General features: G+C 44.6%; 14 protein-coding genes. 1 reads left to right on the forward strand and 13 read right to left on the reverse strand.

What is annotated here, in order from left to right; translation table 11 throughout:
* Window positions 1-185 precede the first annotated feature (185 nt).
* Window positions 186-1,463 carry an alginate lyase family protein gene (locus ACEN9X_RS13250; protein WP_413670815.1) on the reverse strand — a complete coding sequence of 426 codons (1,278 nt, stop codon included), beginning with the start codon at window positions 1,461-1,463 and terminating at the stop codon, window positions 186-188.
* Window positions 1,464-1,777: 314 nt separating this feature from the next.
* Between ACEN9X_RS13250 and ACEN9X_RS13255 the strand changes: the two genes are divergently transcribed.
* On the forward strand, window positions 1,778-3,298 hold the full coding sequence (locus ACEN9X_RS13255) for a glycoside hydrolase family 32 protein (protein ID WP_413670816.1): 1,521 nt from the start codon (window positions 1,778-1,780) through the stop codon (window positions 3,296-3,298).
* A gap of 38 nt (window positions 3,299-3,336) precedes the next feature.
* Here the strand turns inward: ACEN9X_RS13255 and ACEN9X_RS13260 are convergent, their stop codons facing one another.
* The 12 genes from ACEN9X_RS13260 to ACEN9X_RS13315 all read right to left on the reverse strand — a co-directional run bounded on the left by ACEN9X_RS13260 (window position 3,337) and on the right by ACEN9X_RS13315 (window position 19,637).
* Window positions 3,337-3,804, reverse strand: a complete 468-nt coding sequence (locus ACEN9X_RS13260) for a tetratricopeptide repeat protein (RefSeq protein ID WP_413670817.1) — start codon at window positions 3,802-3,804, stop codon at window positions 3,337-3,339.
* Window positions 3,805-3,861: 57 nt separating this feature from the next.
* Window positions 3,862-4,290: a hypothetical protein gene (locus ACEN9X_RS13265; RefSeq protein WP_413670818.1), complete on the reverse strand. Its 429-nt coding sequence runs from the start codon at window positions 4,288-4,290 to the stop codon at window positions 3,862-3,864.
* A 13-nt stretch (window positions 4,291-4,303) separates the two neighbouring features.
* Window positions 4,304-6,022, reverse strand: a complete 1,719-nt coding sequence (locus ACEN9X_RS13270) for a hypothetical protein (protein ID WP_413670819.1) — start codon at window positions 6,020-6,022, stop codon at window positions 4,304-4,306.
* A 224-nt stretch (window positions 6,023-6,246) separates the two neighbouring features.
* A complete protein-coding gene (locus ACEN9X_RS13275) occupies window positions 6,247-7,059 on the reverse strand; it encodes a PKD domain-containing protein (RefSeq protein ID WP_413670820.1) in 813 nt (270 codons plus the stop codon).
* A gap of 29 nt (window positions 7,060-7,088) precedes the next feature.
* Window positions 7,089-8,522 carry a PA14 domain-containing protein gene (locus ACEN9X_RS13280; protein ID WP_413670821.1) on the reverse strand — a complete coding sequence of 478 codons (1,434 nt, stop codon included), beginning with the start codon at window positions 8,520-8,522 and terminating at the stop codon, window positions 7,089-7,091.
* A 32-nt stretch (window positions 8,523-8,554) separates the two neighbouring features.
* On the reverse strand, window positions 8,555-10,255 hold the full coding sequence (locus ACEN9X_RS13285) for an alkaline phosphatase family protein (RefSeq protein WP_413670822.1): 1,701 nt from the start codon (window positions 10,253-10,255) through the stop codon (window positions 8,555-8,557).
* A 31-nt stretch (window positions 10,256-10,286) separates the two neighbouring features.
* Window positions 10,287-11,897: a DUF5008 domain-containing protein gene (locus ACEN9X_RS13290; protein ID WP_413670823.1), complete on the reverse strand. Its 1,611-nt coding sequence runs from the start codon at window positions 11,895-11,897 to the stop codon at window positions 10,287-10,289.
* A 42-nt stretch (window positions 11,898-11,939) separates the two neighbouring features.
* A complete protein-coding gene (locus ACEN9X_RS13295) occupies window positions 11,940-12,662 on the reverse strand; it encodes a hypothetical protein (protein WP_413670824.1) in 723 nt (240 codons plus the stop codon).
* A gap of 29 nt (window positions 12,663-12,691) precedes the next feature.
* The gene (locus tag ACEN9X_RS13300; RefSeq protein WP_413670825.1) at window positions 12,692-14,215 is read right to left on the reverse strand and encodes a RagB/SusD family nutrient uptake outer membrane protein; all 1,524 of its coding nucleotides are present in this window, start codon (window positions 14,213-14,215) and stop codon (window positions 12,692-12,694) included.
* Window positions 14,216-14,226: 11 nt separating this feature from the next.
* Window positions 14,227-17,373, reverse strand: a complete 3,147-nt coding sequence (locus ACEN9X_RS13305) for a SusC/RagA family TonB-linked outer membrane protein (protein WP_413670826.1) — start codon at window positions 17,371-17,373, stop codon at window positions 14,227-14,229.
* 20 nt (window positions 17,374-17,393) lie between these two features.
* Window positions 17,394-18,482 (reverse strand): DUF5007 domain-containing protein, encoded by a 1,089-nt coding sequence (locus ACEN9X_RS13310; protein WP_413670827.1) that lies wholly within the window; start codon window positions 18,480-18,482, stop codon window positions 17,394-17,396.
* Window positions 18,483-18,527: 45 nt separating this feature from the next.
* Window positions 18,528-19,637 carry a fasciclin domain-containing protein gene (locus tag ACEN9X_RS13315; RefSeq protein ID WP_413670828.1) on the reverse strand — a complete coding sequence of 370 codons (1,110 nt, stop codon included), beginning with the start codon at window positions 19,635-19,637 and terminating at the stop codon, window positions 18,528-18,530.
* Between the last annotated feature and the right edge of the window lie 2 nt (window positions 19,638-19,639).

The following is a 19,639-nucleotide window of genomic DNA, read 5'->3' on the forward strand; positions in this document are numbered from 1 at the left end:
TTGTGTTAATTTATTGAAAATTAGTATATTAATATATAAAAATAAATTATTTATTTTTTTGTGTTATGCCGGATATGATCGCGCCGAAATTTTCTGAGTGCAGTACTTATTTAATAGATGTAATACTACTCAACCCTGTTAACACGGGGTTGAGTAGTATTACTGTCTCTGCCGGTGTCCGGGTTTTATCGGAGATAGGCTAATGTGCCAAAGCCCAGCTGATCATAGCCGCCACTTGTAGTGCCATAGTTGCCGCCGCCGCCTTCGGGACGCATGCTGGCAGCATAAGCGGCAATATTGGGAGAGCTTAGTCCGCGTAATTGTACATAATGTGCGTAGAGCAGCTCCCAGCTTGGCCGGCGGTCGCCGCGGCCCGACGCTGAGATAACCGTTTGCGATTGTGCTGTACAGTTGGTGCCATTGCCCCAGTTATAAGTAGTAAATGGAACCGTATTGTTCAGATTGTATGAGGCTACGTACTCACACATACCCTGAATGCGGGGACGTACATCATTCCAGGGGTTGTAAGCAAAAAGGTCCTGTCCCTGGTTAAAAGCCATTTGACAAATAGCTCCATAAAGAGATACATCCAAACAACTGTGGCCCTGATCGCGGCCGCTTTCCTGGCATTGGGCAATACCGCCCTGGTCTGTATAAGCAAATGGTGCTACATGACCGTAAGCGCCATTGCCGGCCCCGCTTTTGAAATAGGCAATTGCTTCATTAAACTTAGCGGTGTCATCACATAATACACCAATAGCAAGTATGCTGGCCATATTGCAGGCATCCCAGTTAGCCCAGTAATTGGTAATGCAGGCACCGTTATGATTGGTAAGAAAATCATGATTTACCGGGTAAAACACGTTCAGCATCATATTCTTGAATTGGGTAAAATCGGCAGCTGCCCATCCGCTGTACGAACGCATAATTTCGGCTGCGTTTGCAAATTCATAGCCATAAATACCGGCTGCAAGAAAACGATCTGCCGAACCCTGAATGGAGGTTAGGGTGGAGGACCATGCATTCATGATCTGGACAGCTTTATCTGCGTTAGCCGTAGTACCGGCTATTTTCCAGCGCAGTGCATTTTGATAAGCAGCAGCGATATCATTATAAAGTTTTGAATAGTTTTCCGGCGATCCGCTGCCCCGGTAAACAATTGCCACAGGCCCTTTCATGGCATAGGTTGACGAAGAATGTGAATTGGCCACAAGTGTGTCCCAGCCTGATTTTTGCGGTTGCGTGTTTGAATTGACCTTACTGATCATCCTGGTGAAATCCGCAGCGTTGTGCAGCAGTCCCGGATGTGCAAAAGTGGTAGCCTGGGTAGCGAGGCGTGCCGTGCCCGCATTTGGTGAGCTAACCTGCAATTGTGACTGATTAATGTTGGTAGCACCCTTCCTGCATGAAAATAACGCGCATGGAAGCATAGCCAGTACGGCTACGTAAAGTTTTGTTTTCATTTTAAGTAAATTATAGGTTTATAAATACTGACAGAGACAGTACAACCTATAGACAATGTTGAAACTTATTGATACTCTGTTTACTATATATTTTAGGTGTCAAATCATTTGCAGTTACAGCCGCTTGTTACATAGTTAGAAAATACACTATCGCAAAAGTTTTAATCACAAATGATTTTTAATTTTTGATTAAAACATGCATTTTTAGCCTTGAGAACGATTTAGCCATTTTGCTTTTGATTTACATTTAATGGCCGGTTGACATCTCACAAATTTCGCTCTTACCAGAAACCTAAAGATCATACCTGTAACACATGAATAAGATTAAACTGTTGAGCATCGGCTTAATTGCCCTTGCCGGTAACGTACTTGCCCAGGAAAAGGCCGTACCTACGCCGCATTGGCGACCTGCATACCATTTTACGCCACCGGCAAACTGGACTAACGATCCAAACGGCTTGGTATTTTTAAATGGGGAGTTTAATTTATATTATCAGCATAATCCATTTGAAAATAAATGGGGGCACATGAGCTGGGGGCATGCCACAAGTAAAGACCTTATTGCCTGGAAACATCTTCCTGTTGCCATTCCTGAGGTTATTACAAAAGATACCACTACCTGGATCTATTCGGGCTCTGTTGTATTGGATAAAAGCAATACCAGCGGGTTCGGCATCAATGGCAAACCGCCGCTGGTAGCCATTTTTACAGCCGATCAGCCTAAGCAGAAAAAGGAATCGCAGTTTATTGCATACAGCAACGATGGCGGCTTAAGCTATAAGCAATATCTGCACAACCCGGTTATTGATCTTAATATGCATGACTTTCGTGATCCTAACGTTTTCTGGTATCAGCCAACGCAGCAATGGATCATGACTGTATCGATGGTTGACGATCATATGGTTCGGTTTTACGGCTCAAAGAACTTAAAGGACTGGAATAAACTGAGCGACTTTGGCCCGGCAGGCTTTACAAAAAATGGCTGGGAATGCCCTTCGTTGTTGCCCCTTGTAGTTGACGGTAATCCTGCAAATATCAAATGGGTACTTTTTGTTTCTTCAGGGGGCGAGCATGGCCCGCTGATCCAATACTTTGTTGGTGATTTTGATGGTACTACATTCAAAAGTGTTAACGAAAGTAATAAAGTATTAAAAGTTGACTATGGTGATGCTTTTTATGCTGCGATAGCCTGGCGGGATGCCCCGGAAAATAAAAAGATACTTTTAGGGTGGCTGCAAAATGGCCGCCAGGAAACCTACCCATGGAAAGGGCAAATGTCTGTTCCGCATGATCTTTCGCTAAAAACTACAAACGATGGCTTGGTTCTTAATCAATTGCCTTCTGTATTTGTAACCGGGGCGCTGCATAAGTATGCTACAGGAAAGGTTATTGAGAAAAAGAATATCGATATAAACGGTATCGGGTTAAAATTACCGGGAGATGGAAATGCTTATTGGATTGATGCGGAGTTTGACACCAGGAATGCCAAGAAGGTAGGTTTTAATGTTGCCGCAAAAGCCGGGACGGATAAAAAAGTAACAGTAGGTTATGATGCAGAAAAGCAACAGCTTTACGTCGACTGCACGGGTTCAGAAAAAAATAATAAGTCACCGGAAAATTTGATACAAACGGCTCCCATGAAAGCGGTAAACGGCATTGTTAAAATTAAGGTATTACTTGACAGGTCATCATTGGAAGTGTTTGGTAACGATGGTGAAAAAGTGATCTCAACCATGATCTATCCTGATAAAGACGCTACTGGTTTAGCTTTGTTTTCGGAGGGTGCAGCTGTATCGAAAAGTTTAAAGATGTGGAATTTGAATATAGGAAATTAAACGGGAAAGGGGGGTAAGAAGGCCATTGCAGGATTATCTTATTGTTTAAGCGTTGCCAGTATACCTGCTGCATTCTTATTTTTAGGATCGATCTCCAGTGCCTTTGTATAGTTTTCTGCAGCGCGAACCCTGTCGCCTTTTTTGAAATAACATTCGCCGATTAGTTCATAGCCATATGAAATATCCGCAGCTTTGCCATTTAAACCAACAGCAACCGTGAATACTTTAACCGCGTCATCCAATTTATTCCGTCGCTGCAAATATTTACCGGTGCTGATCAGGTCAGGAATCTCTGAGGAAAAATCATATTTATCCGGATGGTTGGCTTTCAGGTCCCGGTATAAAGCAAGCCCCTGATCAGGATCAGCGAGTACCTTAGTCCTTATTTCAAGGTAAAGTGATTTTTTCGGCACTATAACAGGTTCGCCTTTCAGGGCTGCTAATATAGCGAACTTAATCCCGTAAACTTTCATCGGCTGATTGTTGGTGTGGCTCAATATCCTCATGGTAACTCTATTTATATGAAACTCGCGTGCCGCTGATTGGCAACACGCGAGTTTAACTTAATTGACTTTCTCAAACTGTTGTCCGTATGTATCGACACCGTCCCGTAGTACCGTGTCCCTGCTAAAGCAGATGAGGTCGGCAACCGACCCTCCGAATCGTTTGGGATTGTCCTTGTTCACTGTCAAATACCCGAGGCATTTCCCGTTTTTATCAACCACTCGCGGCGGATATTTCGCCTTTGGGTTATAGGGCGAATAATTGCTTTTCACGGAGCCGTACAGCCCCCGCTCGTTCCAGATCGACTTCGGGTTGTGCGAGGAACCGTAGTCGGAAAACGGGCTCCATATGGAGTTCGGCGTTTGGCTGTCGCACTCCATGCAACCCAAGAATTGGTCATAGTGTTTGCCTCCGTAAATTTTCGCCTGTGCCTTTGCGACGCCAGCAGTCGCAACGGTCAAACATAGTATTGCTATCAGTTTTTTCATAGTTGTCTCGTGTTTATGGCGTGCACTTCGTTCCCACCGAATTGCCCGTGCGGACGTCCTTTTCGGAATCGTTGAAATACTTGTTGCTCGTGTCGTTCAAGAATATGCCCCCTCTCGCAAGCCCTGTAGCCCTGTCAGCGGGAAAGCTCGGATTATATGCTAAGATAGCGTCTCTGAGCTCTTGGGTGAAATAATCCGCCATCGTTCTGTGCTTGGGGTCGATTGGCGCCATAGTCGTGCCGTCGTCGAAATAATAGTCGTTTTGCTTGGTGATGTTGGGCGAATAATTGGGTCTCGCCACCACGTGTATTGCGGGATATCTTGTCGCAAATGCAGGAGCACCCAGCCTGTTCATCTCAACATCCAAATACGCATGGATTGCTTCGTGATAGAGCGTCACCAATCGGTATTCGTTCGACGCATTCGCCAACACAGCAGGGTTGATATACACGTTCGATATCCCGTTTTCATACTGCGTATACCCATCCTCCTTGGGATTTGCCGCGAAATACGCGGCGTCACCGATGCGGAACGTTATGTTTTTGCCTGTCGGCGAAGCAAACGCCTGATAAATGAGCCGTGCCACCGCCGTTGGAAGGTTAGGCAATGACGCAATTAATCGTCCCGTGCAGGGATATTTGGCTCCTAAACTATCGATGATGTCGGGGGTGGGAAATGATATTGTTGTGCCAGTCACTACGGTCGCACATGGCACATTGCCATCTGGCGGTGGAAAGCCGCCTCCTGGGTCAACTGGTGTCGCTGGTGGCTGATAGGTGTTCGTTTGCACCCCGTTTACGCTAACCGTTTTGCCAATGCTCTCAACAGATCCGCCTTTAGGAGCGCACGGATCGTCCTTGGGAGCGGGCGGAGTACCGGGGCTGCCTGTTCCTCCGCCGCCGCCATCACCGCCGGGACTCCCTGAACCGCCGTTGTTATCCGGGCCTCCCCCCATGCCGCCCGAGTACGTGGTGACGCAGTAGCTGTCAAGCACGACCGTTCCCGTGGTCTGCCCGTTGTACGAAGAGGTTTGCGTCCACGTGTAGCAGGTGGTGGTCTCAATCAGATTGGTCTTTACGGCGTTAATCTGTTCTTTGCCTGAAGCAGTGGACGCAGACGACGCACTGTCAGGAGATAGGTGCCCGCTGATTGCGCCGTTCTTATATGTCCACGCATTCACGAACTTTCCCTTGGGAGTGGAATAGAGCACCACACCGGTGAAGTTGCTGTCGCGCTTGTTGTATTTATTTTTATCAAGCTTGGTCAGGTCGCCTTTGAGGTATGCTGGGTCGCCGATGATGGTCATAATGTACGCATGATAGACGCCGAGCGACTTGATTAACAGGAATGAGCTTTTGCTGTTGGCCGCCTTGTATTCCGTCCCGGTGGTCTGTTCTTTCAGGCCAATGTTCAGTTTCCCCGAAATAGCCGCATCCACAGGCAGCTCCACCACATCGTCCTCGTAGCGGGTATAGGTCGCTCCGTTGTTCCAATCAGGCTTTATGCCCTGGCTCCAATCCTGACCGACGGAGGCCGTTTGTGTCGCAAGCTTGGCGTTCGCGGGATACGCCTTTTCATACCAGCTCTTGGCATCCGCAACAGCGGGTATGGAGACGGCAGGCTGTGTGGTTGAATGATTGTCTTTTTTGCAGCTGCCGACGAGTATGGCAGCAAGCGCGACAGGTACGCATAGAAGGAGTAGCTTTTTTAAAGCTGGTTTAGGTTTTTTCATAAGTAGATGCGTTTATTATTTAGCTAATATAATAAATAAACACTATTATATTTTTCTTACATAAATATATCGAAATAGACAGCCGTACTTCGAAAATAAGAAACGGAGAACACGGGGCTTAGAACAGCGACGTGTTCTTAATAGAGATAAACAAAAAGCCGATTTTTCAGTCGGCTTTTTGTTTATCGGAATACGCAATACTACTTTTGTGATTCAAACGGTCTTTATGGTTGCTTTTTATTAACTGTCCATTCAGCCATCTGGAAATCACGGCTGCCATTATTAACCTTGATGCTTAGCCTGTAAAACTTGTAAGCCACATTATTATTAAAGTGGTACAGGATCCGCTGAAAGCGGTTGGCGAAAACTTCGTTGTTTTTGCTGTGCAGGTTTATCCAGCGTATGCCATCCTCGGAGCCCTGAAGGATCCATCCTTTCGGATCACGATCGGGCGAGTCATTTGCCGATGTCATGGTATATGCTCCTGCAACAGCGGGCGTTTTAAGCTCATATTTCATCACCAGGTCGCCGGAGAACCCCGATTGGAAAAATTTGGTATTCGGGTCGCCGTCAACCACTTTTAGTGAGCCCTCATTTGCATTTGGGCCGCCGCCATTATCACGTGATACGGTAAATGTACCGCCTATGGTAGCAAAATAGCTTTCACCAACTTTGGTGCGGTCAAAGTTTGGATCGGCAACGTTCAATATTATTTCGCGGGCAGCCGAATATCCCTGCGAATTTCTGGCTGTTAACGTTACATGATACAAACCATCAAAGGCATACCTGTGCTTAGGTGCTTTTTCGGCCGATGTGCTATCGTCGCCAAACTGCCATAGGATATCTTTGTAATTAATGGATGTACTGGTGAACTGATAACTCAAAAAATCAACACTATCTGTTCGTGCTACTGTAAAACCTGCAATGGGTTTGGGCTCATCCGGTTCGGGTTGCGGTGCAGGTTTATCTTTTTTACACCCGGCAAACAACAGGACTACTGTTGAGAATACCGATATAATATGCAAAATCTTTTTCATGTCCTTGTTTTCATTAATCTGTTAGTAGCTTAAGGGGCCGGAAATAGCTGGCTTTGCGGTATTATCCTTCTTCCATTGATACCGGCAGATGGTACCTCAAAAGTTAACCGGGCGCGCTGACCGCCTACATTCTCACGATGATCAGCTTCTATTTTATAGCGTTTTCCGCGCTCCAGGAATATTTTGGCTGTACGGCTGTCCTTATCCCACTCGGTGGTGAAATCATTGATAATGGCCTTGCCGTCTATATATAATCTTGATCCGTCGTCCCATTCATTTTGCCAGAACACGTACTCGCCGCGAACTGGCGCAAGGAACTCACCGGTCCACCTGGTGGAGAAATTATCATGGCTTATGGTCGGTATAGCAGCTTGCCAAACCCCATCGTTAGGCCAATCAATAGTGGGTTCTATTTGTACAAGATCAGGTTTCCTGCCATCAAAATCGAGCAGCTGATTATTGGAGAAATATTCTGCTTTTAAACCAGTTCCATTGCCGGTTATGTACGAGTTATTATCAAGATTAACCTCGGGTTGTACCAATACGATCAGTTTGCTGTTTGTTGGATGCAGGATGTGTTTTGACGGATTGACCAAACTTACTACAAAGCCAAAGCGTTTATTGGCAGCAATGTTTGCATCAAAAACCGGCCAGCCTATTGATAAACGAATAACCGCGGTACTGGCATTGGAGTTTACCCTGATCATGGTATCGATAGAAAACTGATCGGCGTTAAGCGCGATGGTGTTATCAGGCAGCACTTTTTTGCTTACCAGATCGGTTATCGTATCCATGTTCAATTTTACACTAACATTGAACGCTCCTGCCGGTACACCTGCCAGGTTTACAGTTAGCGGAATGGTGATACCTGCAGGCGATGTTGTATAGTTTTTTTGATAATCAACATCCATAATACCTCCGCCATTTAAAAGCGACACGTAATGGATATCGCTTTCTTTAATAAGCTTTTTGGTATCAAGCACCACCAGGATATTTGATTGTGATCCTTTGATCTGGTTGCCCTTGCCCGGATCGGTAAGTTTAAAGGCAAAGGCTACATTTTTGCCATAATTAGCTTCTATGGCTGATAACCTGATACTTGCAACTGATGTCGCGGTATCTGCCCCAAATGATACGTTGATAACACCGGGGTAATCAATTGCCCCGGCAGGCAGTACGACTGTATTTTTAAGGGTACCATTTGCTATCAATTGGGTTACGGTATCATTGTTAAACGTTATACCCACCTGAAATGCTTTAGTTGCCGGGCCTGATAAGGATATTTTAAATGGCACTTTAACTATTTCGTTACCGGTACTTACATCTCCTATATTGGCTCCCGCGCCGGAAATATTCCTGTCGGTATTTTGAATTGGTTTCAGATCGTCAAGAGCGTTGTTTTTGCAGGCGGCCGCTACCAGGATCATTAATCCGATAAGCAGAACATATCTGTATTTTTTCATCATCAAATAATTTAGTTTGTAATGGTTAACATCTATTGATCAAGCCAAACGCGGCCGTCAAGCCCCCAGGCCTGCCTATTAGGTATCCTGAACCAGTTTATGATCTGTGCCGGGATATCAGCCGTTTGCGGAACAAACTGGGCAAGCGCTCCTGCAGGCGGCGGACAGATCAGGTCATTAAAATCTTCCCACTGGTAATTGCCTTTTAATTTAAAGTCGCGGGCCTGCGGGCCTACGTCCCTGATCCTGTCGCCCTGGCCGTCTGTGCCCGGCCAGTAAGCCGCTAAGAAGGTGTAGTAAGGGTGGCCTTCGCTGATAGATGTTTCGCAGGCATAATTTCCTATCACAGCATCGGGCACATCAACCTTGAAAAATCTGATATCTGTTACATACACATCTGGCGTACCATGCCCGTTACCATTTAAATAACCCAGTTTTAGCTTGCTATTGTTGCTGAGACTCCCGGAGGCAGTTATTTCCAACTCATTATTAAAAACCCCGTCGGTGTAGGTTCTGATATATCGTTTGCCTGCCCGTATCTCACATTTAACAGAAAGGTTTTGCCATCTGCCTTTTTGAAGGTCGCCGCCGCGGCATTGATGATAATCATTATCCTTTGTGCCCCTGTATTCAAAATACCAGTAAGCATCTTCGAGGTAAATTACCCAGCCAACTCCGGGATGACCTGCTGACCATTCCGGTCTTTTACCCAGGATACTTGGCCAAAAGAATTTATCCTCATTTTTCTTAACCTTTAGCTCAATGGTGAACTTAGTAGTGTCATCGATGTTAAAAATATCAGCGGTATCAATTTCGGCCCTTATACCAGTGTCTTTCAGACGCACCGTACGTCCCAAGTACCTGTTGCCGGTAAATGGTTTGCCTATTACCCTTTGTTTATATTTTGGATTGTAATAAATAGTAAATGTATTGGCGGCAGTATTGCTGAAAACGGTATTATCATTTTCATTAGCCGGGATATTAAATTTACCACCGCCGCTTGATGCAATCACCACCAGCCAGTCTTCATTGGCGTAGTTTTTCCTTTTTTTCAGGGCATTGACAATCTCGCCTACGTAGCCGTCAAACTTTTCAATGGAGGCTTTATACTGCGACGAAGAATTATCAAATCCATATTTGGCACCGGCTTCTTTGATATCATTAAAATGGCCAACTATCAATTGGGCCGTATCTGTATTCAGGTCATTAACTACAGCGGTTTTAATTTGCTCGTCTGTATCATATAACTCGCTCACAGCAGCACCCTGCGTTAACTTGTTTTTGAAAATAACTGATGAAGCAAATGAAACGATTTTGGCATTTGGTTTTTCTTCTTTTATCCTTTCAAAAAATACCGGGTAAGTTGCCAGGTTGTTCCCGGTAAAATCATCCGATAAGATCTTGTGTTTTTCTTTCTTCACACCGGTTAGCATATTGGCCCAGTTGCTTACATCACGGGTCGAATCCGGATCGCTCAAAGCAACCCAGCTGTAAATTGAATTGGGCAGTAAAGCTTTAATATTAGGCACATTAGCGCTATTGACCGATGAACCTCTTGCCCCGTCAATAATCAGGTACAAAACCTTACGTTCGCCGGATGTTGCTTTGGCTGTATCGGTATAATTTTTATCGGGCAGCGTGCGCACAAAATCCTTATTACATGATATTGTAGCAACAGCTAATGCACAGATAATTGAAAAGATGACCTGTTGGTATTTTTTCCTGTTCTGCATTTCTTTATAGATTATAGGGTCTCTTAAAAATTTATTCAATGGTTACGCGAATGATATTGCTGACCTGAATGTTATCAAAACGGTCAAAGCCGCCAATCAGCAATAAAGCCCGTTTGCCATCTGTCGATTTAGTTTCGATAATGTCAGACAGGGTACCTGAGAATGGCCCGGTGGTATTGTAACTCCCGGCAAGTTCGCCTTTGGCATTTAGTACCATGAAACCATTGCGGGTAACATTATCATATTTTTTAAAGCTGCCGCTAACCACTACCAGTCCGTCATTAAGCTGGCGGGCAAAGCCAGGGTAGCCTCCTTCAAATGTCTTAGCTACAAAAGTTTGATCAAGACTACCATCCAGGTTAACCAGCGCTATGCTAATGGCCGTTTTGCCATTATATGTTCTGAAGATCCCTGTTATCAGATACTTTTTGGTTACCGGGTTGTATGTTAAGGACGAGATACTGTTATCGGTACCCGTACCTGTTTTAAAGGAGTCGTCAATAGTTCCATCGGCACTTAAGCGAACCAGGCGACCCGCGGCTTTGGAGTCAAAGGTGGTAAAGCTTCCAAAAAGCACCAGTTTTTCCAGCAGGTCAGCATCGGTATGCATGTAGGAGTCAACGGGGCCATTTGCCGAGGGCAGGCCTTTATTGGTTGCTATGTTGAAACGATACGTTTTATCCAGTGAGCCATCCAGGTTAAAACGAGCCACCTGCCTGATCTCCGTACTATCAAGAATCACCGTATCACGGCTAAAATCATGATTATGTTCAGTATAAACCCTGCGTACATAGTATCTGAAACTTCCGGTTGCCAGTATTTTGTTCTGATGCTTATATACTTTACTTATATAGTCATTAGTGCCACCATTAAACCGTGGAAAGTATTTGGTTGTATCTGTTTGTGAGGGGCGCCTGTAGGTTTTCACGCCAATGGTATCAATACTGCCATCAACATTTAAAGTGGTGATGTTGCTGATGTTTTCTGTACGCTGATTGTAACCGCTGAAGCCACCCGCAATAACGTATTTTCCACCAAGTTCAATAACCCTTGATAATGATCCGTTTGCTGCTTTGCCTGTCCGGAAAGTGCGGTCAAACTCGCCATCGGCAGATGTTCTTACTATGCGGTTAAGTGGCGTGATGATACCCTTGTTATCATAGTTGGTAAACCAGCCCAGTACCAGGTTCCGGCCATCGGCAAGGGGATACACCTGGTTTACAAAGTTATTTGCTCCGGCTGTAGCCCTAAAGGAGGGATCGATATTAATTAAGCCCGACACTTTAAAAAGCGGTCCGAGTACTAATTGGTCATCAATGGCAATTGAGGTAATACCTGTACTCCCGAATGGGGGCACCTTAACTTTAATGGTTGATTCTGTTACTTCAATGACCTGACCGGGTTCGCCGTTAAACATGAACTTTATTTTATCTTTATAAGGGACCAAGCCTGTGGCTTTAAACGTTACCTCAGTACCTACCGCTCCGTTTGCCGGTGCAGGTATCGCGTCGCGGCTTAAGGTGACGCCCAATGGTGGGTTTCCATCCCCATAGGGATCAGAATAAATTGTTTTATCCTTCTTGCAAGCTTCTATTGTAAGTAAAAGCAGGATAAACGTGATGATATGGTTAATTCTTCTCATATTTCAATTCGTTACTATTGAAAGAATATTGTTAATAATGTTTTACTCGGAAGGGTGAAGACCTGCAAAGTATATTTCCTGGTAAAAGTCATCCTGGCTGAACCCAAAATAGGCTTCGTTATACTGCAGGGTATGCACTATACCATTCTTGGGTTTAATATCTGAAGAGGAGATTTTATTACGGAAAACCGCGTTTTGCGCATTATTAATGTCATAGATGTAACTAATTTGCAGTGTACGCGGGCCAATATATTTGATGTTATTGGCGTCGCCATATATTACGCCAATGTTTACTACGTCGCCACTATAGGAATAATAAAGTGCTCCCGGATATTGATTTTGCAGGTCATTATCTATTTGCGGATAATCTTTAAGGCGGTTGACGCCCTTGAACATATATCGTTGCAGGTATTTTTTCCATATGGCAGAGTCGATATCCGATAGCTTTTTCACGGTATCGCGACCGGCATCAAACAAAAATTTATTTAAGGAGCCCCTGGTTTTGTTATTGCCTATGGTTCTTTTGATAACATCATCATCGGGTGCAAAAAAGGTGAAATCACTTTTGCGGAATGTTTCTTCCATGCCGGCCAGTTTCACGATCTGGGCAATGGTATCAAACGGTACTGCTTTATCTTGCAGATATTGAAGCATATCGGCAGGGTAATCAGCATTAGCTTTACCTCCGTCTTTATAATACTCGTCGCGTTTACAGCCGGTAAGTACCAGTAATAACCCGGCTAAAACAATAATTATATTTTTCATATCTCTTATCATTACTTTTTAGGAATAGGTTAATTACCTCCGTTAACCCAGTACATGTTTAATGACATAAAGGGGTTATTAGCCAGCGCGTTACTACTGATTGGCCAGGTCCATGCTCCCCGGTTAAATTTGTCAAGTGTCAACACATTGTATGACCACTCGCTATTCATGATCCTGCGGGTACGTACCAGGTCAAAGTAATGGTGCCCTTCACCCATTAGTTCCCTTGATCTTTCCAGGAAAATGAAATCCTTCAGGTCCTGACCGCCGCCGCCTGCATAGCGTGATGCTTCGGCCCTGTCCCTCACTTTATTTACCAGGGCAATTGCCTGATCATCCTGCCCCAATTCGGCCAGCGCCTCTGCACATAGCAGTATTTCACCTGCATACCTGAATATCATGAAGGTGTTATCGGGGTTGGCATCTTCTTCGCCGGTTGCGAACGAGTTTTGGGCAAATTTTAGCATCATGAATTTTCCGTTATCAGCATAGATATCGGAGTTAAACCATATAGTAGCGCGCTTATCGGCAGTGCCCGGGTATAGTTTTTGCATGTACTCGGCCCTGAAATAGGCAAAGCTTATGCGGTGTGTATATTCAGGCCTTTTATAAGGATAGTGCAGAAACATATCGCCAATAGGAGCAACGTTGGTGTTCTGATCGCCATAGTTAATACTGCGGTAAAATTCAAACAAGCTCTCGTCCGACCGTCCTTTGATAACTGTAGCCCACTCGTTTATAGGTAGTAACCTGAAAGCATTGCTCTTAATCAATTCCTGCCCAAGATCTGCGGTTTCCTGGTAGTACTTGATTGCATTGGGTTTATCAAAGCCTGCATTCCACATGTTCATGTTCATGATAAGGGCAATAACGCTGCCTCTGTTAGCCCTTACGCCTTTTAAAGCCGGATCGGCATAAGTCCATGGTAAGCCGTCCTTGTATTTTTTAAGATCAGCAATGCATTTATTTAAGACTGATACCATGTTTTCGCGCGGTAAAGCTGTTGAATGATAGGCATCGGTATAATAGGGCACATCACCGTAAAGCCTTACCATAAAGAAGTATGCGAGTCCGCGTATAAAAGCAGCTTCACCTTCAAACTGCTTTTTTTCGCTTTCTGATACGCCGGGTACACCTGCTTCCAGTTTCGAAATAAGGATGTTGGCACTCTGTATTACCTGGTAATAGCCGGTCCAATCGGTGATGCGATAAAAGTTGTAAAAATTCCAGGGTGGGTTACCATTGATAAGCCCAAGCAGGTCATTCCTGCCTAACACCTCTACATATGCACGTGCCGGCCCATTATCTGCCTGAGGTTCAGATAAAACCTCGCCTGAGCGATATTCGCCCGTGGCGCCAATAAAATGTGTTTCGTTGATCTTGCCAAAAAATGTTCTTGACATATCATAAATATTGGCCACAACGTCATCTTTTGACTGGTAAAAGTTATTCCCTGTTAATTTATCAATGGGCTGTACGTTCAGAAACTTTTTACAGGATGGTAAACACAAGCTTGCTGCCGCTGCTAAAATGTATATAACACTTTTTTTCATGATCTTGAGTTTTATTTACTTGTATTGAGTTCGATATTTAAACCTAAATTATAAGTGCGCGGTACCGGGTACCCGCTTGATATATCCCGGCCCAGCGATGTTACGTTTTCGGGGTTGGGGCCATTGTATCCTGAAAATGTGATCAGGTTGTTGGTTGAGAAATAAACCCTTACGTTATTGAATCCGAACTGCCGTACAAACTTTCTGTCGAACATGTAGGATAGCGTAACGGTGTTGATCTTCAGGTATGATCCTTCTTCCTGCCATAAACTTTGATCGGAGCGAAGTGGCCTGATCTGGTTGAACCTTGAAAACGAATAGGGGTTAGGGTATTTGGATTGATCGCCTGGTTTTCGCCAAATATCCAGGTCATCCAGCGGAACCGCCGCCAGCAAGGCATAAGGGTCGCGCATGATGGATAAACGATCTGATAGCGCATTATTTAAGATTGTTCTCTTGGCTGTATAAGTGGCATAAATATTCAGTCCGAAATTTTTATAGTTGATATTGGTTGATACACCACCTGTAATTAAAGGCTGCGAGTTACCGGTTATTTCATAATCACGGTCATCAAGGATATAATCGCCATTAACATCTTTAAACCTCGGGTCACCACCCTTGAAAGCCAGCCCGCTGGTTTGATATTTTTTACCGGTTACAGGGTCTACAGGTACATCGGCATCGGTTGAATAAACACCCTGGTTAACCAGCAGATAGTTCGACAAGGTATTTTTACCCACCCTGAAAACGATGTGCTGATAGTTGTTGTAATCAAATTTGATATATTGTCCGTTATATTCGGCGGGTAACCTCAGCAGGTAATCGCGGTTAATAGCGCCATTAAATGAAACTGTCCAGTTAAAATCCTTGGCGGTTAGCGGCCTTACCGTTACCATCAGCTCATAGCCATAGTCGGCAATGGATACATCATTGCTTGATTTTTTCTGAAAACCGGTGCTGTTAGGTAAAAACCTGTCGAATAATAAATTATCAACCTTTTTGTAATAGGTGTCAAAGCTCAGGTCGACTTTACCCTGCAAAAGCGTCATGTCAAACCCAAGGTTGTATTGGGTGGTAGTGGTGGGTTTTAATGAAGGGTTTGGTACAAATTCATAGTTAATGCCGATAGTTGGATTATTGTTGAAATTGCCATTCAGGTTGTATAAGCCGTAAATACTTTGTAAACTGCCGGTTGGTACAATGTTTTGCCCCCAGGTTAACCTTAAACCACCTGATGTGAGCCAGTCCCAGTTTTTGAACCAGTTTTCCTTGTAGTAATTCCACCTGAAACCGGCGGCAGGGTTTTTAGAATACGGGTTCTCCAGGCCGTTGGAGGATGTACCATCCAAGCGGTAAGATAGCTCCAGAACATACTTCTTTTTATAATCGTAGTTAAAGGAACCAGCAAATGATGCAATAGTGGCATTTTTGTAGTTTGACAATACGCCCCCGCCCCTTGAATTATAAGAGTCGGACCCTACAGGCCCCTGCAACTGGTCATTAGGTATACGGGTTTGCCTGATGATGCCGCTTTGACCGCCCTGTTTATATATTTCATTAAAAGTATTAATGAATATGGTATGATCGGCACCGAATGTCTTGGCATAAGTAAGCGCGTTACGGTTATATAGCGTGTAATTGCGGCCTGCATAATCATAGATCTGCGCGAACTGGGCATTTGCGGCCGCGGGCGTAAATGTCGATTCGGCATCCGAAGTGTAATCGTAACTGATGCTTGAGGAAAGCGCCAGCCCCCGGATAAACTCATAGCGACCATCAATATTGGTACGAATATTTCTTGTGCTGTTGCTATTTTGTGTTTGCAGGGCCGATGTAACGCCATCAGGTGAAAGATAAAAGGATGGAGGAGGCAATAGGGTAGAAGCCTGCCCGTTTGTGGCCACACCTTGCTGCAGCAAACCCACACCATTGCCCTTAGCCTGGCTTCCCAACGAACCGAATAATGAACCGAAGAATCTGAATTTATCATTCGGCTTAAACTCCATGTTCATATTCAGGTTATACCTGTCGAAACCGGTGTTTTTGATCACCCCCTTTTCCGAATAATATCCCATGTTCACTTTATAGTTGAAGCGGTCGTTACCCCCGTCTAAGGCTACGTTATGGCTCTGGTTGTGTGTTGTGCCGTAAAAAATAGATTGCCAGTTGGTTGAGTTATTCCAATACGCATTCAAGCTATCGGCCAGGAAGCCTGTTTGCCCCAATCTCCTTAGCTCATCAATAATGGTGGCATTAGATAAGATCTGCTGAATTTTTGCCTGGCGCTCGGAATTACCGCCCAGCGTTGCACGTAGTTGCGGAGTAGCGTTAACAAAGAAGTTGCCGGTATAACGAACCCTTGGTACTTTGGAATTTCCGCGTTTAGTGGTGATGATGATTACACCATAAGCACCTCTTGACCCGTACATTGATGTTGCCTGGGCATCCTTCATCACCTGTATGCTCTGGATATCCTCAACAGGGATCAATGATAAAGGACTCACGCCCGGTCCCTGCGTTTGAAAACCAAACTCAGCCGCTTTATCCGCATCCAAGGGTACCCCGTCGATAATGTACAGTGGAGATGTAGGCTGCAGAAACGATTCGCTGCCACTGCCGGATACACTCAGGGTTGACAAACCACGTACCTGAACCGAGCCTCTGAAGCCGGGAGCGCCGGTGTTGTTCTGAACATTTAAGCCGGCTACTTTACCCTGCAGCAGGTTTTCAACGTTTGATGTTGGTACATCCTGAATATCCTTGGCGGTTATCGTAACAGAAGCACCGGGAGTTGATTCTTTATTCCTGTTCTGATAGGCAACAATGACCACTTCATTGAGGCCTTTCTTGTCTTCAGTCATTGTAACCGTTACAGTTTTTTGTCCGGGTTCAAGTTTTACCTTCTCTGTAACAAAACCTACAAACGTAAAAGTAAGTGTGCTGTTAGCCGGTACAGAAACGGTAAACTTTCCTTTATAATCGGTTTGTGTTAAGCCTTTACTGCCCATGTATATATTTACGCCGGGTAAAATTTTATTGGTTGCTTTTTCAACCACCGTACCCGTAACCGTTATATTTTGTGCCTGTGCATCAACCTTTGTGCAGGAGAAGATTATGCAAACAGCAAGCACTATATAAAATAGTATGTGTTTTCTCATCGTGATAAGTTTTAATTCGGTTATTCGTCTTCAAACTTTGGATTGTCCTTCAAAAAATGGAATACTATCTCCCAATCACCTTTTTTGTATATGGCGAAATCTATCCCGAAACTTGCCACTACCCGGGTGCCACCGAAACCGATTCTTGAATATTTAAATTCGGCGTGGTCTCTGGTTCCTCCAGGGGCATAAACTGTTGGGATCTCTACTAAAGGAATAGGATAAGCGACATCGTATTGCACATAGGTTGCAGTTTTTTGCATGTTAAACCCATGTACTATTTTATCCCAGGCTGTTTCGTTCAATAAAGCCGGGTTCATCTCTACCGAATCCTTATTCAGGAACTTGAACCTTAACGAATTACCTGTGCCGCCGGTAAATGGACGGATGTAAACTACCACATCCTTTTTATCGTCATTGCTCTGCAGCGGGATGTCAGTTACCTGGCCTATTACCCCATTTAGAAATGGCCTGATATAGTTTCGGCTGGCCGGGTTATAGGGCGTTTTGGGGTGAGGCGCTGGCCCGCCTGAATAAATGTTAAAGTCGTCAGACGGCTCATAAGGGCGTTCGCGGAATGGCCGCACCTGCAGATCACGAATTATAGTACTGCCTCCAGTGTTAGTTATCTTTACATCGAAATAACGCGTATCCTGCGGAAAATTGGTGCTGTCGGCCGGCCTCGGCGTGATCAGCGCATTGGTGGAAGAGGCCCACATGATAAACTCGCCCGAAGAACGCACTTCAAATAGGGGGTGATCTTCCAGTTTGCGTTTTGCTTCTATCTCGGCCAGGCTTTTTTCAAGCCCGTTGTATGGGGCTGTCCATACATAGGTTGGCTTTTTTTGAAAAAGATCGGTTACTGGTTTACCATCACCAAAACGTGCGTTGATGATCTCAAACTTGAGCGGCTGGGTTGAATTATCTCCATTAAATCCTCCCATTAAAGAGGTCCGGCCTAAAATTGGTTCAAAAACTTTATTGGCGTAGTTTACATTGTTACTCAGATAATCCTTCTCATCCGGAATTCCGTACATCTTTTTACAACTACTCAGCGCGGCTGCAACAAACAGCAGAGCTACAGATCCCATTTTTATGAATGCTCGCATGTCTTTTCGTTTTTTTATCGCATTAATATTTTGATCTTCCATACTTTACTTCACTTTATTGATAGTCCATTCAGCCAGTTGGAACAGACCTCCATCACGCAGCTCGGTAATATCTACCCGGTAAAATTTATAAGCTGTGGTATTGGGGCATCTGAAAACTTTTGTCTGGTATCTTTCCTCAAAAAAGAAGTTGCTCCTTCGATCTAACTCAGTCCAGATTTTGCCGTCATTTGAACCTTCGTAAGTCCAGGCCCTGGGATCACGTTCAGGCGCGTCATTGGCAGATGTGAGGGTGTAAACACCTGATACTGCAGGCTCATTCAATTCAAACTGCATCCATAACCGCCCCTGCAGTTCGGCCAGGAACTTGGTATGGTCGTCGCCGTCAATTACTTTTTTAGAACCTTCGCCGTTATCCGGACCACCATTGTTATCCCTTAAAACGGTAAGCTTACCACCTATCTGGGTCATCAGGTTTGGCGGTGGCGGAACAAAGGTTAAACGCGATACAAATTCATCAAATCCGAAAATGTGATCGGGGCTCAGCACATGAACAACACCATTTTTAGTGCTGATATTATTAGAACCGGTTGTAGTGGTTGCCCAGTTTCTGATAAACTTACTGCGTTTGGTGTTGCTAAATTCAATAACATCGGGGCCACCACCGGTAAGTCCGGAAGCTGAGATCTTGGAAACCTTGCCATGCATGGGATATCCGAAACGTACGCTCAAAAGATCGAGCCCATCCTGCAGCAGCAGGGAATCGGTTGTACGTTTGCCCCTGATAATGTAGTATGACACCATAGTATCCAGTTGTACGCCATCAACCTTTGCCAAAAACAGCGGGTCTTTGTCGCTTTGTCTCCTTAGCGTATTCAGGTTATTGATTGCCAACTGAAAACTTGGGTTGGTAACAGCAAAAAGTGTAACATTACTATCCATGAGCGTTTCCTGCAGGCCCATCCTGTTTATTACAGCCAGCAATGAATCATACACACCGGGTTTGCTTTTCAGATATTCATAGGTGTTACCGGCAAATTTTGAGTTTGTGCCTGTGGCGTCATGATAACCGCCATCCTTTTTACAGGCTGTTTGCAACAGGGCTGCAATCAACACCGGCGTTAAGGCACTCATATATTTTATCAACTTTTTCATAT

It is taken from the genome of Mucilaginibacter sp. Mucisp86 (assembly GCF_047324315.1).
Lineage (GTDB): Bacteria > Bacteroidota > Bacteroidia > Sphingobacteriales > Sphingobacteriaceae > Mucilaginibacter.